The organism is Streptomyces sp. NBC_00873, from assembly GCF_045207415.1.
Taxonomy (GTDB): domain Bacteria; phylum Actinomycetota; class Actinomycetes; order Streptomycetales; family Streptomycetaceae; genus Streptomyces.
The window spans coordinates 5,798,534-5,811,875 of the sequence record NZ_CP108803.1 but is presented as its reverse complement, the minus strand read 5'-3'; the positions used below and the strand labels follow the sequence as shown (position 1 = coordinate 5,811,875).

Here is a 13,342-nt window from a genome sequence, read left to right as displayed (position 1 = left end):
AATAAGACATTAGGTCCGAATGTGTCGGCCCTTCAGCCGCTTCAGCTCTCCGCCGCTCCCACCACCCGCGCCCGGCCGAGCTCCGCGAGGACCGTATCGACCGTCTGCTCCACGGTCTGCCCGGTCGTGTCCAGCCAGAGCCCGATCCGCGGCGTCTCCTCCCGCAGCACCCGGTCCAGCGCCTCGACCGTCCACCCGGCCCCGTAACCGCTCTTGCCCCGCCCGGCCTCCCGCTCGGCAACGGCATGCGGCTCCGGGGCGAGCACGACGACGTACAGCGGCCGGGTCCGTACGAGTTCGACGTACGCGGCCAACTCCTCCCCCAGCACCACGTCCTGCACCACGACGGTCCAGCCCTCACCCGCGTACGCATCGGCTGTCATCGCGGACAGCCGGTACCGGAGCCGGAGTTGGGCGACAGCCTCCTCGTACGCTCCTGGCACCATCTCGGCCCGCCCGGACACCACCATCCGCCGGAAGACGTCCCCGCGCACATGAACGGCCTTCGGTAGCCGCTCGGCGAGAGCCTGGGCGACGGTGGATTTCCCGGAGGCCATCACGCCGGTGATGAGGACGACGGCGGGGCCGGGATCAGCAGCTCGCAACACGTTCGCGATCAGCCTGCGACTGCGCCGGCCAGGAAGGCGGTCCAGGCGGCGGGGGCGACGGCGAAGGTGGGGCCGTCGGTGACCTTGGAGTCGCGGACGTGGACGGTGTGGGGGCAGGTGGCCACCTCGACGCATGCGCCGCCCTCGTTGCCGCTGTAGCTGGACTTGCGCCAGTCGTAGGCGACTTCGACGCAGGCACCGCCCTCGTTGTTGCTGTAGCTGGACTTGAACCAGGAGAGCTCGGGCCCGGTGGTCACAGTTGCCTCGCCTTCGTTTCGATGATCTCCGCCGACTTCCAGGGGTTGAGCGCCTGGGCCCGCAGGATGCCGAAGAGGTCGAACGTATCGGCCACCCGCTCCGGCCTGGAGATCAACCTATCGCCGCCCTGGCCCTCCGCGAAGACCAGATTGCGCCCTTCCGCCGTGCACATCAACTGCATCGGCCCGTTCAATCCCGCGTGCGTGTGCTGATCCGAGGGCATCACCTGCACCGTCAGGTGGTTCATCCGCCGTATGCACTCCAGCAGATGCAGCAGTTGCTCCTTCAGCACCTCCGCGCCACCGAGCGTCCGCTCCAGGATCGACTCCTCGATGACGAACCCGACGTACGGCGGAGGCTTGCGCATCAGCACTGCCTGCCGTTCCAGTCGCGCCTCGACATGCCGGACGATCTCGTCCTCGGTGTACGCGGGTTTGCGTGCCCGGTACAGGGCGTACGCGTACGCCTCCGTCTGGAGCAGCCCCGGGATCAGCATCGTCTCGTACGCGCTGATGACCCGCGCCTGCCGTTCCAGTCGTGCCCAGTCCAGGAACTTCGCCGGGTACTTCTCCTCGTCGATCAGCTCGACGCACGCCTTCAGCGCACCGCCCGCGACGAAGACCGCGTCCGCGTCGGCCAGCAACTCCAGCGTCGGGATGCGCTCCGCCCGCTCGACCGCCCCCATCAGCGACTCCGAGATCAACAGCTTGTCCGCAGCGTCCTTCTGCGTGAACCCCGCCCGTACCCGATGGATACGTATCAGGTCCCCCACAAGCCTCCGCACCTGCGACGGCTCACCACTGGTCCCCACAGCCACCACCACCCTCACCACATCCCGTCGATGTGGACCGCGTCCTTCTGGTCACGCTACGCAGCCATCGGAATCCTTGGAGTCATGACGAGCAAGAAACGCCCCGAATGGGTACCCGCCGACGGCCACCAACTCCACCTGACCGGCATCTACTTCGACGCCATCCGGCTGCGGGGCGTACGGGGCGAGGCAGTGCTGCACCACCTCGGGACGCTCACCGAGGGCGAACCGGGCCCGGTCGTACGGGAGATCGCGGGCGGCCGATGGATGTACTTCCTGATCCCGCCCGGGTCGAGCAAGGAGTACGACTGGCCGCCGGGTGCCAGGTGCTTCGGGCCGGCCGTCCGTGATCAGTACGTGGGAATCCCCGCACCCGACGGCAACACGTATCCACTGAGCTGGCGGTACGGGCCGCCAAAGGAAGGGGAGTTCGTGGACGTGGAACTGCTGTACGGGCTGGTGATGGCGCAGTTGGCCCCGGAGGAGCGGTGAGGCGGGCGCGGGTAGGACCGCACGACCGATCACGCCCTCGCCTCGGATGACTTCGAGGTACCCGGCCCCTGGCCGCCGGCCCGTTCGGCCGGAACCGCTGGGTCCACAGCGCAACGCCGGGGATCGCGCCACGCTCAGGACTTGGGGGCCGCCACCGCCGCCTGGGGTCGAATCGGAAGGCGGTTGATCGGGCGGCCGGTGGCGGCTCGTACTGCTGCGGCCACTGCTGCGGGGGAGGTCACCACGGGGATCGCGGAAGCCGGCTTGGCGCCGAAGGGGGCTACTACGTCTCGTTCTTCGACAAGTTCGACAATGCGAATGTCGGGGGCGTCAAGGGAAGTGGGGAGGGCGTAACCCGTGAGGTCGGGGTGGCGGATCACACCGCGGGTCGTGCGGAGGTTCTCCGTCAGGGCTGCGCCGATGCCCTGGGTGACGCCTGCTTCGATACGGGTCGCCAGTTGGGACGGGTTGAGGATCCGGCCCACGTCCTGGGCCACGGCCATCTCGACCACGCGGATCGACCCGAGTTCGATGTCGACGTCCACGACCGCGCGGATCGCGCAGAAGGCGAGGCCGACGAACGCGTCGCCCTGGCCGGACTCGTCGAGCGGCTCGGTCGGGTGGGGGCGGCACTGGGCGGTGGCCCAGAGTTCCTTGCCGTCCATCGCCTCCGTGACCGTCGTGGACAGCACCCCGTCGTACGAGGTGATCTTGCCGTCCGTGATCTGGAGCAGCTCGGTGGACATGCCGAACTTGTGGGCCAGGGGCTGGAGGAGCTGGGTGCGGACCATCTTGGCGGCGCGTTCCACCGCTCCGGCGGAGACCCAGGTGTGGCGGCCGTGTGTGGACGGGCCCGCCGGGGGCTGGTCGGTGTCGACCGCGGCCACATGGACCTCTTCGATGCCCAGGGTCTCCTGGACGACCTGGCGGGCCAGGGTGCTGAAGCCCTGGCCGGTTTCGACCGCGGCGCAGATGACCGTGGCGACGCCGTTGTGGACCCTGACCGTGGCGGTGGAGACCTCGTCCGCGCCTTCGGCTCCGAGCATGTGGACCATGCCGAGTGCGTAGCCGACGCCGCGGCGTACGGCACCGGGTTCGCCTGCGCCCTCCGGGCCGCCGGGGAGCAGCCAGCCGTCCTCCGGGGAGTCCTTGGGGAGCGCGGGGAGCGGGAAGTCCCGGACCGCACACAGGAGTTCGGCCACGGGCGCGGGGCACGTCACTGTCTGGCCGGTCGGGAGGATGTCGCCGGTGGAGAGCGAGTTACGGAGGCGGAGTTCGGCCGGGTCGATGCCGAGTTTGACGGCCAGCTTGTCCATCTGGCCCTCGTACGCCGCGCAGACCTGCATGGCACCCTCGCCGCGCACATGGCCGGACGGCGGGTTGTTCGTACGGACCGCCCAGCCCTCGATGAAGGCGTGCGGGACGACGTACGGACCGCAGGCGAACGCGACCGCGGCGGCCAGGGACTCGGACGAGGCGTCGGCGTACGCGCCCGCGTCGAGGAGGATCTGTGCCTCGACCTTGACCAGCCTGCCTTCTGCGTCCGCGTGGTGGCGGTAGCGGAGCAGCGTCGGGTGGCGGTGGGCGTGGCCGAGGAAGGACTCCTCGCGGGTGGCGGCCAGTTTGACCGGGCAGCCGGTGCGCAGGGCGAGCAGGCCGAGCGGGAGCTGGAAGCCGGGGTCCTCGCGGTCGCCGGTCGCGCCGGGAACGCCGGTGACGACGATCTTCACCCGGTCCGGTTCGAGGCCGAAGCAGGCGGCGGCGAGGTCGCGGTCGGTGTGCGGGTCGGTGGAGGCGGTGTAGATCTCCACACCGCCGTCGGGGCGCGGCACGGCGAGGCCGGCCTCGGCGCCGATCGGGGCGGGGTCCTGGCGGCCGATGCGGTACAGGCCCTCGACGATGACGTCGCCCGTGATGTCCGGGTCGCCGTAGCGCAGCGGGATGTGGCGGATGAGGTTGCCGTCGGGGTGCAGGGGCTCCGCGACGAACGCCTTCTCCGGGTCGGTGACCGGTTCGAGGACCTCGTACTCGACGACGATGGCAGCCGCGGCGAGGCGGGCCGTGTCGGGGTGGTCGGCGGCGACCGCGGCGATCGGTTCGCCGTGGTGGCGGACCAGTTCGGAGGCGAAGACGGGGCGGTCGACGACCCGGCGTCCGTACGCCCCGTCGCCGGGGACGTCCTCGTGGGTGACGACCGCACGAACGCCGGGCATCTCCGCGGCGCCCGTGGTGTCGATGGACAGGATGCGGGCGTGCGGGTGCGGGGAACGGAGCACGGCCGCCCAGAGCAGTCCCTCGGCCCAGAGGTCGGCCGCGTACGGGAACGTGCCCTCGGTCTTGGCACGGGTGTCGGCGGGCGGCAGCGAGGCGCCGATGCCGAGTACGGGCGGCTCGGCGCCGGGGCCGTCCACCGGCGAAATGGTGAGCGCCGTGTGGGTTGCGGTGGCTGCGTCGTTGCTCACGCCATGCCTCCGTCCTGCAGATGGGGCTGGACACTACCGGCACCGGGCGCCGCCTGGTGCGGGATGCGGGCCTCGGTGGAATGCGCATCCGCGGACGCGGTGGCGGCGCCGGGCTCCGTGGTGGCCTCGGTGCTCGCCTCGCGGCCCGCGATGACCTGGTTCACGGCGTCCAGGACGCCGCCGTAGCCGGAGCAGCGGCAGAGGTTGCCGCAGAGCGCCTGGCGGGTCTCCAGTTCGCTGGGGGCGTGGTTGCCCTCCAGCAAGTCGTGGATGGTCATGGCCATGCCGGGGATGCAGAAGCCGCACTGGACGGCGCCGCAGTCGGCCAGGGCGCGCTGCACGTCGGACGGCTCGCCGTCGACGGCCAGGCCCTCGACCGTACGGACCTCGCTGCCCGCCGCGGTGGCCGCGGGGACCAGACAGGAGGCGACGAGGCGGCCGTCGACCTGGACGTTGCAGGCACCACACTCGCCCTGCGAGCAGCCGTCCTTGGCTCCGGCGAGGCCGAGACGCTCGCGGAGCACGTAGAGCAGGGACTCGCCGATCCAGGCGTCCGTGACGGGGCGGTCGGCGCCGTTCACATGCAGGACGTAGGAGGCGGAAGGGTGCTCGCTGGGGGTGTCGAGGGGGGCGTCGAGGGGGGCGTCGAAGGTGGTGTCGTGAGAGGGGTCGGTGGGGAGGGCCTGCTCGGGGGTGGCCGTGGCGTCGGCCACCGACTCCGTCAGCGGCTCGGCCGTTTCCGACGCGGTGGCGTCCGGGGTCTGGCCCTGTGTGAGGTCCGTGCCCGGCGCCGGGGTGTCCGCCGTGCCCTCCGCGGCCGTCTCGGCCGTGTCGGCCGTCTCGACCGTCTCGACCGTGTCGGCCGTCTCGACCGTCTCGACCGTGTCGGCCGTCTCGACCGTCTCGACCGTGTCGGAAACCTCGGGAGCCTCCGGCTGAGTCGCCCACGGCGCGGGCGCGCCACCCGGCAGCGTGGCCGGTGGCGTCCGGTCCGCGTACCACTGGGACGCCGGCGCCGAGGCCGCGAACTCGCCGGACTCCTCCGGCAGGTCGCCATCCGCGACCGGGATCGTCCACTGGCCGGTGTGGCCGGAAGTCTCGGCGGCCGTCGCCTCGGCAAAGTTCCACTGGGCGGTCGAGGCCGACGTCTCGCCCTGCTGCGGGTACTGCTCGTGCTGCGGGTACTCCGAAAGCTGCTGGTGCTGCTGGTGCTGCTGGTGCTGCTCGTTCGGGTCCGGCCAGTGCACCGCGCCCGTCGCCTGCTGCTCCGTCTCCTGGCCCTGCGTGCTCTGCGTCTGCACGACCCAGCTGCCCGTCGCCGCCGGGTCGAGCCCGGCCGCGGGGGTCAGCGGCACGATCATCGGCGGTACGTAGCCCTGGCCGGGAGCGGCCAGCGGGATGTTCGCCAGGTCCTCCGGGGGCAGCTGGACGAAGGCGGTCGCCTCGGCGTCGTACTCGCCGCCCTGCGCGGTCGGCTGCCAGCCGCCGTGCCGGTCGGCGGGGCCCTCGTTGTTCCTGTTGTCGGCGTTGCTATTGCTCACGACAGTGCCCTCCCCAGCGCGCGTCGGGCGAGCGCGGCGACCGTGCGCCGCAGATGCAGTACGGCGGGGGGCAGCGGTGGCGCCTCTCCCCCGTCGGCGGGCGGCGGCTGGTCCGGGATGCACGCGGCGGCGACGTACTCGCCGAAGGCGGCCAGCGCGTCGGGCGCCAGGCCCCGTTCGCCGTCCCAGTCGATCAGCGAGGCGATCCAGCGCTCGGCCTCCAGCGGTCGCAACGGCATCGGTGCGACCGCGCCGACCGCGCAGCGCACCCCGCGCCGGGCCGGGTCGAGGACGATCGCGACGGATGCGGTGGCGCGGCCGGGGCCGGTGCGGCCGGTCGCCTTGAAGAAGACCTGGGGGGCGTGCAGCAGCGGTACGCGGATGAAGGCGATCAGCTCCGCGGGTTCGAGCATCTCCCGGCCGGCCAGCAGGTGCGAGACGGGGATCTCGCGGCGGGCGCCGTCGGGGCCCGCGATGACGAGCTCCGCCTCCAGGGCGGCAAGCACGGGAAGTGCGTCGCCGGTCGGGGCCGCGGTGGCGATGTTGCCGCCGAGCGTCCCGGCGTTACGGATCTGGGGCGGGCCCGCGGCGCGCGCGGACGCGGCCAGGGCGGGGATCAGTGCGGCGAAGTCGGGCCGGCCCATGCGTGCGTGGGTGAGTCCGGCGCCGAGCAGGGCGTGACCGTCCTGGTAGTGCCAGCCGCGGAGCTCGCTGACGCGGCCGAGGCCGACGAGTCCGGAGGGGCGCAGCAGCCCCTTGTTGACGGCCGACATCAGGTCCGTGCCGCCGGCCACGGGAACGGCGGCCGGCATGGCGCCGAGTGCCGCCACGGCCTCGTCGAGCGAGGCGGGCAGCGTCACCGTCTGCGTCGCCTGCGGTGCGTGCGTGGTCAACCCAGCTGCCCCTTCCCGGTGTCCCGGCGTCCCGCTTGTTTCGCCGTACGGTACGTGCTCAAAGCCCGGACGTGGCAACTCTGGCACATCTTCCGATCGGAGCGACGCGAGGGTCCGCGAAGGGCACATCCGCCCCTGACCTGGGTGATGCTCCCGTTTCGCGCTTCTTATGCACAGAGTGCGAATTGCCACTCTTCGGTAAGCCTTGTACGACTTATTCCCTTCCAGGGAAGCGCGGTTCCGGCGGGCCGGCGAGAACGCTTCCGGCCACCACGGTCCCAGGAACCACGGTGGCCGGGCCTCGGTCCGCGAGCGGGATCACACGTTCGGGGGCACACCCTCGATCGGACGTCCGAGAATGCCGGGGCGCTTCTGCCACGGCAACGGGCCGCCCGGCGGGCGGTAATCGACGCCGAGCGCGTCAAGTCGGGCATAGTGCACGGTCATCCGGCGCTCGAAGCCGGCGAAGTCCCGGTCGGCGGAGGCGGGCAGTGCGACCAGGCGACCTCCGCGAACGCCGCGAGCCGCGGAAAGACCTGGTAGTCGACGCGGGACCGGTTCTGCATGACCTCGGTCCACACGTCGGCCTGGGTGCCCAGGATGTGACGGGTCGCCTAGTCGGTCAGGCCCGGGGATCCTGGGTGTTGCGGAGTTCGTCGGGTGGTGGCGGGATGACGTGCTGCACGTGGGTGCCCCACCGCAGGCCCGCGGCAAGGGCCGCACCCCCGGCCCACGGCTCTCGCACGGGACGCGGACGACACCTCGACCGGGCCCGGCGGCTCACCCGTGCCGCGCATGGGCGCCGGTACAGCCCGCGCACCGCATACGGGAATGACACGGCTGCACGCAGAACCCCCGGGGCGCGCTTCAGCGCGCTCCGGGGGCCTCGGCCCGAACGGTCTGCGGACGGACTACTTCTTGTCCTTGCCGCCCTTGCCCTTGTCCTTGTCGCCACCGGCGCCCATGGACTCGTAGATCTCCTTGCACATGGGACAGACCGGATACTTCTTGGGGTCGCGCCCCGGCACCCAGACCTTCCCGCACAGTGCGACCACGGGGGTGCCCTCCAGGGCACTCGCCATGATCTTGTCCTTCTGGACGTAATGGGCGTAGCGCTCGTGGTCGCCGTCGCCGCTCGACACCTGCGGCGTCGGCTCTACGAGGGTCCCCGTACCTGCCCCGCGCTCGGGCTCAAGAGTGCTCATAACAGCAAGGGTACTGAAAGCCCCGCGGTTCAGTTGAGCGAAGGGTCGTCCGGGTAGGTCGCGATCATGGCGAGTTCGCTGCGCTGACGGCGCAGGACCGCCCGCCACAGATGTTCCGGACAGGGCGAGGACACGTCTCCGGGCTCCGACTCCACGACGTACCAGGCGCCCTCGGTCAACTCCGTCTCCAGCTGCCCGGGGCCCCAGCCCGCGTACCCCGCGAAGATCCGCAGCGAGCCGAGCGCCGCGGCCAGCAGCTCCGGCGGCGCCTCCAGGTCCACCAGGCCGATCGCCCCGTACACCCTGCGCCAGCCGAGCGGCCCCTCGTCGCCGGGGATCACCGCGACGCCGAGCGCCGAGTCGAGGGAGACCGGACCGCCCTGGAAGACGACGTCCGGTTCGCCGGTCAGGCCGGCCCAGGGCTCGAGGATGTCGCCGACGCCGACGGGGGTCGGGCGGTTCAGGACGACGCCGAGTGAGCCCTCCTCGTCGTGGTCGAGGAGCAGCACCACCGCGCGGTCGAAATTCGGGTCCGCGAGGGTGGGTGTGGCCACGAGCAGTCGCCCTGTGAGCGAGGACACCTCGGTCATGGCAGAAATGATCCCGCATCTTCGCCCTCCGTGGGGATCAAGTGACGCGTCGGCTCGGCGCGGGAGCCCGAGCGCAGCTCAGGGCGCGCGGGTGCGTGGGGAGCGCGCAGCCCGGGAGGCACGTGTGGGCGGTGACCCTCCGCGAGGCGTGGCGAGCAGAGCGTGTTGTGGCTGATTCATGACGTTCGTACACCCCCCGCCGCCTTATGGAACGGGGGTGGGGGGCCATTACCCTTTCGGTTGGCCCCCTGCCCGACCACTCCGGAACGCGAGATTCATGACCGGCACAGACGATGTCCTGCTTGTCCACGGCGGAACCCCGCTGGAGGGCGAGATCCGCGTCCGAGGCGCCAAGAACCTGGTGCCGAAGGCAATGGTCGCCGCGCTGCTCGGCAGCGGGCCCAGCCGGCTGCGCAATGTGCCCGACATCCGCGATGTGCGGGTCGTGCGGGGGCTGCTGCAGTTGCACGGTGTGACGGTCCGGCCCGGCGACGAGCCGGGCGAGCTGATCCTGGACCCCACCCATGTCGAGAGCGCCAACGTCGCTGACATCGATGCCCACGCGGGCTCGTCACGCATCCCGATCCTGTTCTGCGGCCCGCTGCTGCACCGGCTGGGCCACGCCTTCATTCCGGGACTCGGCGGCTGCGACATCGGCGGACGGCCGATCGACTTCCACTTCGACGTGCTGCGGCAGTTCGGCGCGACGATCGAGAAGCGGGCCGACGGCCAGTACCTGGAGGCCCCGCAGCGGCTGCGCGGCACGAAGATCCGGCTGCCGTACCCGTCGGTGGGCTCCACCGAGCAGGTGCTGCTGACGGCGGTGCTCGCCGAGGGTGTCACCGAGCTGTCCAACGCGGCCGTGGAGCCGGAGATCGAGGACCTCATCTGCGTACTGCAGAAGATGGGCGCGATCATCTCCATGGACACCGACCGGACCATCCGGATCACGGGCGTCGACCGGCTCGACGGGTACACGCACCGGGCGATCCCGGACCGCCTGGAGGCGGCCTCCTGGGCGTCCGCGGCGCTGGCGACCGAGGGCAACATCTACGTACGGGGCGCACAGCAGCGCTCGATGATGACGTTCCTCAACACCTTCCGCCGGGTCGGCGGCGCCTTCGAGATCGACGACGAGGGCATCCGCTTCTGGCACCCGGGCGGCGCGCTGAACGCCATTGCCCTGGAGACGGACGTGCACCCCGGCTTCCAGACGGACTGGCAGCAGCCGCTCGTCGTGGCGCTGACGCAGGCCACGGGGCTGTCCATCGTCCACGAGACGGTGTACGAGTCCCGGCTCGGGTTCACCTCCGCGCTCAACCAGATGGGCGCGCACATCCAGCTCTACCGCGAGTGCCTGGGCGGCTCCGACTGCCGCTTCGGCCAGCGGAACTTCCTGCACTCGGCGGTCGTCTCCGGCCCGACGAAGCTGCAGGGCGCGGATCTGGTCATCCCTGACCTGCGTGGCGGTTTCTCGTACCTGATCGCCGCGCTGGCGGCACAGGGGACCTCGCGGGTGCACGGGATCGATCTGATCAACCGTGGCTACGAGAACTTCATGGAGAAGCTGGAGAGGCTCGGAGCGAAGGTCGAGCTGCCGGGCGGCTCGCTGGTCTGACGGCCGAGAGCCGGAGCGGGGGTTCGGGGGCACTGCCCCCGGGCCCCCGTTTTCGATCGCCGGAAGGGTCCGGCGGCCGCCGGAGGGCTTACGACCTCGGGAGAAATAGTGAGCGGCGTCGCGACGCCTGGCACGCACGCTCGCGGCGTTGCCGAAATGTCCTAGTAGCTCCGCTACGAGGCCATCCCGGCGCCTTGCGATCGCACGCACCAAACGCCGCTCCTTGATCCACTCCCCATTTCCCCCGAGGTCGTTAGAGGCTGTCGGGCTGCCTCTGATCGGGCGGCCGTGCCCCGGCACGCATGCTTCCCGATCGAAGGCAGCCCGACAGCCTCTCAGGGCCGCTTCTGCGGGCGGTACGACGGAGGGCGGTCACCCTGGTCGGGGTGACCGCCCTCCGTCGCGCCTACAGGTCCTACTTGCCCTTGGCGGCTTCCTTGAGCTTCGAGCCCGCGGAGACCTTCACGCTGTAGCCGGCCGGGATGTTGATCGGGTCGCCGGTCTGCGGGTTACGAGCGGTGCGAGCGGCACGGTGGGTGCGCTCGAAGGTCAGGAAGCCGGGGATGGTGACCTTCTCGTCGCCCTTGGCGACGATCTCACCGACGGTCTCGGCGAGCGCGGCCAGAACGGCGTCGGCGTCCTTGCGGGTCACCTCGGCGCGGTCGGCCAGGGCGGCCACCAGCTCACTGCGGTTCATGTTGTTACTCCCGTGTTCTTCTTGCCTGTGAGGCGTGAGATCGAAGCCGATGCTGCCAGGGCCCTCGGACAGTCCCCGAAACCGGGTCTGTCATTAGACCTCGCGCCTTGTGGGGTCTCCCCTGGACGTAGTCCTTGGGGAAGCATCCTGCCCCCACCTGCGGCGGGAAAGCCAATCCGGCACCCTCCGGAGTCACACGAAAAGCGCCACTGCCTCGTCGTGGTGACGTTCCGTCGACTCCCTGAAGCGGTCCGCAGCGGGTGCGGACTTCTGCGGGGCTCGCTGCCCGCCCACCCTAAAGGGGCGTTTGGGGTGCCGCGACACGCGACGCGCCGTCGGTCAGGCCAACGTGGGGGGCACCGCGGCCGTGGGCGACGCCGGCAGGGGCCGTGGTGGGTTCTGTGAGTGGGTGGTTCAGCCGAGGTCCCCCAGGCCCGTCACAGCGCCCCCGGCGCCCTTCGCGGCGTTCCGGACGGCTCCGGCAACCGCTCCCGCGACCCTCTCGTTGAAGACCGACGGGATGATGTAGTTGGCGTTCAGCTCGTCCTCGGCGACGACGTCGGCGAGGGCGCGGGCAGCGGCCAGCATCATCTCCGTGTTGACCGTGCGGGACTGAGCGTCCAGCAGACCGCGGAAGACGCCCGGGAAGACCAGCACGTTGTTGATCTGGTTCGGGAAATCGGAGCGGCCGGTGGCGACAACTGCTGCGGTCTGGCGGGCGATTGCCGGGTCCACCTCGGGGTCCGGGTTCGCGAGCGCGAACACGATCGCGTCGTCCGCCATCGCCGCGATGTCGTCGCCGTCCAGCACGTTCGGGGCGGAGACGCCGATGAAGACGTCGGCGCCCACGACCGCCTGCTTGAGGGTGCCGGTCATCGACTCGGGGTTGGTGTTCTCGGCGATCCAGCGCAGCGGCGAATCGGCGTCGGCGGATACCAGGTCCTCGCGGCCCGCGTGCACCACACCGTGGATGTCGGCGACGACAGCGTGCTTGACGCCCGCGGCGATGAGCAGCTTCAGGATGGCCGTACCGGCCGCTCCGGCGCCCGACATGACGACCCGTACGTCCCCAATTCCCTTGCCCACCACGCGCAGTGCGTTGGTCAGCGAGGCCAGGACGACGATCGCGGTGCCGTGCTGGTCGTCGTGGAAGACGGGGATGTCGAGGGCCTCGCGCAGCCGTGCCTCGATCTCGAAGCAGCGGGGTGCGGAGATGTCCTCCAGGTTGATGCCCGCGAAGCCGGGGGCGATCGCCTTGACGATCTCGACGATCGCGTCGGTGTCCTGGGTGTCCAGGCAGATCGGCCAGGCGTCGATGCCGGCGAACCGCTTGAAGAGGGCCGCCTTGCCCTCCATGACCGGCAGGGCCGCCATCGGGCCGATGTTGCCGAGACCGAGCACCGCGGAGCCGTCCGTCACAACTGCGACGGAGTTGCGCTTGATGGTGAGGCGGCGGGCGTCCTCGGGGTTCTCGGCGATCGCCATGCAGACCCGCGCCACACCCGGGGTGTAGATCATCGAGAGGTCGTCACGGTTGCGGATGGGGTGCTTGGACGCCATCTCGATCTTGCCGCCGAGGTGCATCAGGAACGTACGGTCGGAGACCTTGCCCAGCACGACACCCTCGATGTCGCGCAGACCTTCGACGATCTCTTCCGCGTGCGAGGTGGAGGAGGCCGCGATGGTGACGTCGATCCGGAGCTTTTCGTGACCGGAAGCGGTCACGTCGAGGCCGGTGACCGAACCGCCGGAGGACTCCACGGCCGTGGTGAGCTGGGAGACCGCTGTGCCGCTCGCGGGCACCTCCAGCCTGACCGTCATCGAGTACGAGACGCTGGGCGCCGTTGCCATGGCCGAGTCCTTCGCTTTCCCTAGCTTCATTGCCACGCGGCCGGGGCGTTCGCCTCGGACACGCTTCCCGATATTCGCACCTACTGACGGGTAGCCGGTAATGACTGCCACGTTTCGAAAAGTAGTTTCCACCATACGAGATAAAGAGTGTTGAGTGGAACCCCCAACCGGGGCGACGGACACGCCAGGGCCACAAACAAGAACAGACCCGCGCCACCGGAAGGTGACGCGGGTCTGTCTTTTCACTTGAGCAGCACCGACCCGCCATGCTCGCCTCGCGGCAAGTGGTCGCTCGTGGCGACGAAGGTTGGGCCCG

General features: G+C 70.6%; 12 protein-coding genes and 1 pseudogene. 2 read left to right on the top strand and 11 right to left on the bottom strand.

Annotated features, from left to right (window positions below):
* Window positions 1-41: 41 nt before the first annotated feature.
* The 3 genes from OH809_RS26865 to OH809_RS26855 are packed head-to-tail and all read right to left on the bottom strand — an operon-like array spanning window position 42 to window position 1,638.
* Window positions 42-608, bottom strand: a complete 567-nt coding sequence (locus OH809_RS26865; RefSeq protein ID WP_406419925.1) for an AAA family ATPase — start codon at window positions 606-608, stop codon at window positions 42-44.
* An 8-nt stretch (window positions 609-616) separates the two neighbouring features.
* Window positions 617-865 carry a DUF397 domain-containing protein gene (locus tag OH809_RS26860; RefSeq protein ID WP_406419927.1) on the bottom strand — a complete coding sequence of 83 codons (249 nt, stop codon included), beginning with the start codon at window positions 863-865 and terminating at the stop codon, window positions 617-619.
* Entirely contained in the window at window positions 862-1,638 is a 777-nt protein-coding gene (locus OH809_RS26855; RefSeq protein ID WP_406419929.1) for a Scr1 family TA system antitoxin-like transcriptional regulator, read from the bottom strand. Before OH809_RS26855 ends, OH809_RS26860 begins: the two co-directional genes overlap by 4 nt.
* A gap of 123 nt (window positions 1,639-1,761) precedes the next feature.
* On the opposite strand from OH809_RS26855, the gene OH809_RS26850 reads away from it, so the two are divergent.
* Window positions 1,762-2,169: a hypothetical protein gene (locus OH809_RS26850; protein ID WP_406419931.1), complete on the top strand. Its 408-nt coding sequence runs from the start codon at window positions 1,762-1,764 to the stop codon at window positions 2,167-2,169.
* Window positions 2,170-2,303: 134 nt separating this feature from the next.
* Here OH809_RS26850 and OH809_RS26845 read toward each other — a convergent pair whose 3' ends face one another.
* The 6 genes and pseudogenes from OH809_RS26845 to OH809_RS26820 all read right to left on the bottom strand — a co-directional run bounded on the left by OH809_RS26845 (window position 2,304) and on the right by OH809_RS26820 (window position 8,860).
* Window positions 2,304-4,631 (bottom strand): xanthine dehydrogenase family protein molybdopterin-binding subunit, encoded by a 2,328-nt coding sequence (locus OH809_RS26845; protein WP_406419933.1) that lies wholly within the window; start codon window positions 4,629-4,631, stop codon window positions 2,304-2,306.
* Window positions 4,628-6,172 (bottom strand): 2Fe-2S iron-sulfur cluster-binding protein, encoded by a 1,545-nt coding sequence (locus tag OH809_RS26840; RefSeq protein WP_406419935.1) that lies wholly within the window; start codon window positions 6,170-6,172, stop codon window positions 4,628-4,630. Before OH809_RS26840 ends, OH809_RS26845 begins: the two co-directional genes overlap by 4 nt.
* Window positions 6,169-7,065, bottom strand: coding sequence for an FAD binding domain-containing protein (locus OH809_RS26835; protein WP_406419937.1), 897 nt, complete (start codon window positions 7,063-7,065; stop codon window positions 6,169-6,171). Before OH809_RS26835 ends, OH809_RS26840 begins: the two co-directional genes overlap by 4 nt.
* 318 nt (window positions 7,066-7,383) lie before the next feature.
* A pseudogene (locus OH809_RS26830) lies at window positions 7,384-7,679 on the bottom strand (family 20 glycosylhydrolase); the annotation flags it as partial.
* A 297-nt stretch (window positions 7,680-7,976) separates the two neighbouring features.
* On the bottom strand, window positions 7,977-8,270 hold the full coding sequence (locus tag OH809_RS26825; protein ID WP_063756076.1) for a DUF3039 domain-containing protein: 294 nt from the start codon (window positions 8,268-8,270) through the stop codon (window positions 7,977-7,979).
* 29 nt (window positions 8,271-8,299) lie between these two features.
* On the bottom strand, window positions 8,300-8,860 hold the full coding sequence (locus OH809_RS26820) for a YqgE/AlgH family protein (protein WP_406419939.1): 561 nt from the start codon (window positions 8,858-8,860) through the stop codon (window positions 8,300-8,302).
* A 277-nt stretch (window positions 8,861-9,137) separates the two neighbouring features.
* Between OH809_RS26820 and murA the strand changes: the two genes are divergently transcribed.
* Window positions 9,138-10,478, top strand: coding sequence for a UDP-N-acetylglucosamine 1-carboxyvinyltransferase (gene murA, locus OH809_RS26815; RefSeq protein ID WP_406419941.1), 1,341 nt, complete (start codon window positions 9,138-9,140; stop codon window positions 10,476-10,478).
* Window positions 10,479-10,893: 415 nt separating this feature from the next.
* Here murA and OH809_RS26810 read toward each other — a convergent pair whose 3' ends face one another.
* Entirely contained in the window at window positions 10,894-11,175 is a 282-nt protein-coding gene (locus tag OH809_RS26810; RefSeq protein ID WP_003968811.1) for an HU family DNA-binding protein, read from the bottom strand.
* A gap of 414 nt (window positions 11,176-11,589) precedes the next feature.
* Complete coding sequence (locus tag OH809_RS26805) at window positions 11,590-13,026, bottom strand: NAD-dependent malic enzyme (protein ID WP_406515720.1); 1,437 nt, start codon at window positions 13,024-13,026, stop codon at window positions 11,590-11,592.
* Window positions 13,027-13,342 lie beyond the last annotated feature (316 nt).

Bases quoted from the DNA above. Each gene is read 5' to 3' on its own strand.
- murA (WP_406419941.1), top strand. From the start codon at position 9,138: ATGACCGGCACAGACGATGTCCTGCTTGTCCACGGCGGAACCCCGCTG.
- OH809_RS26820 (WP_406419939.1), bottom strand. From the start codon at position 8,860: ATGACCGAGGTGTCCTCGCTCACAGGGCGACTGCTCGTGGCCACACCC.
- OH809_RS26805 (WP_406515720.1), bottom strand. From the start codon at position 13,026: ATGGCAACGGCGCCCAGCGTCTCGTACTCGATGACGGTCAGGCTGGAG.
- OH809_RS26850 (WP_406419931.1), top strand. From the start codon at position 1,762: ATGACGAGCAAGAAACGCCCCGAATGGGTACCCGCCGACGGCCACCAA.
- OH809_RS26810 (WP_003968811.1), bottom strand. From the start codon at position 11,175: ATGAACCGCAGTGAGCTGGTGGCCGCCCTGGCCGACCGCGCCGAGGTG.
- OH809_RS26825 (WP_063756076.1), bottom strand. From the start codon at position 8,270: ATGAGCACTCTTGAGCCCGAGCGCGGGGCAGGTACGGGGACCCTCGTA.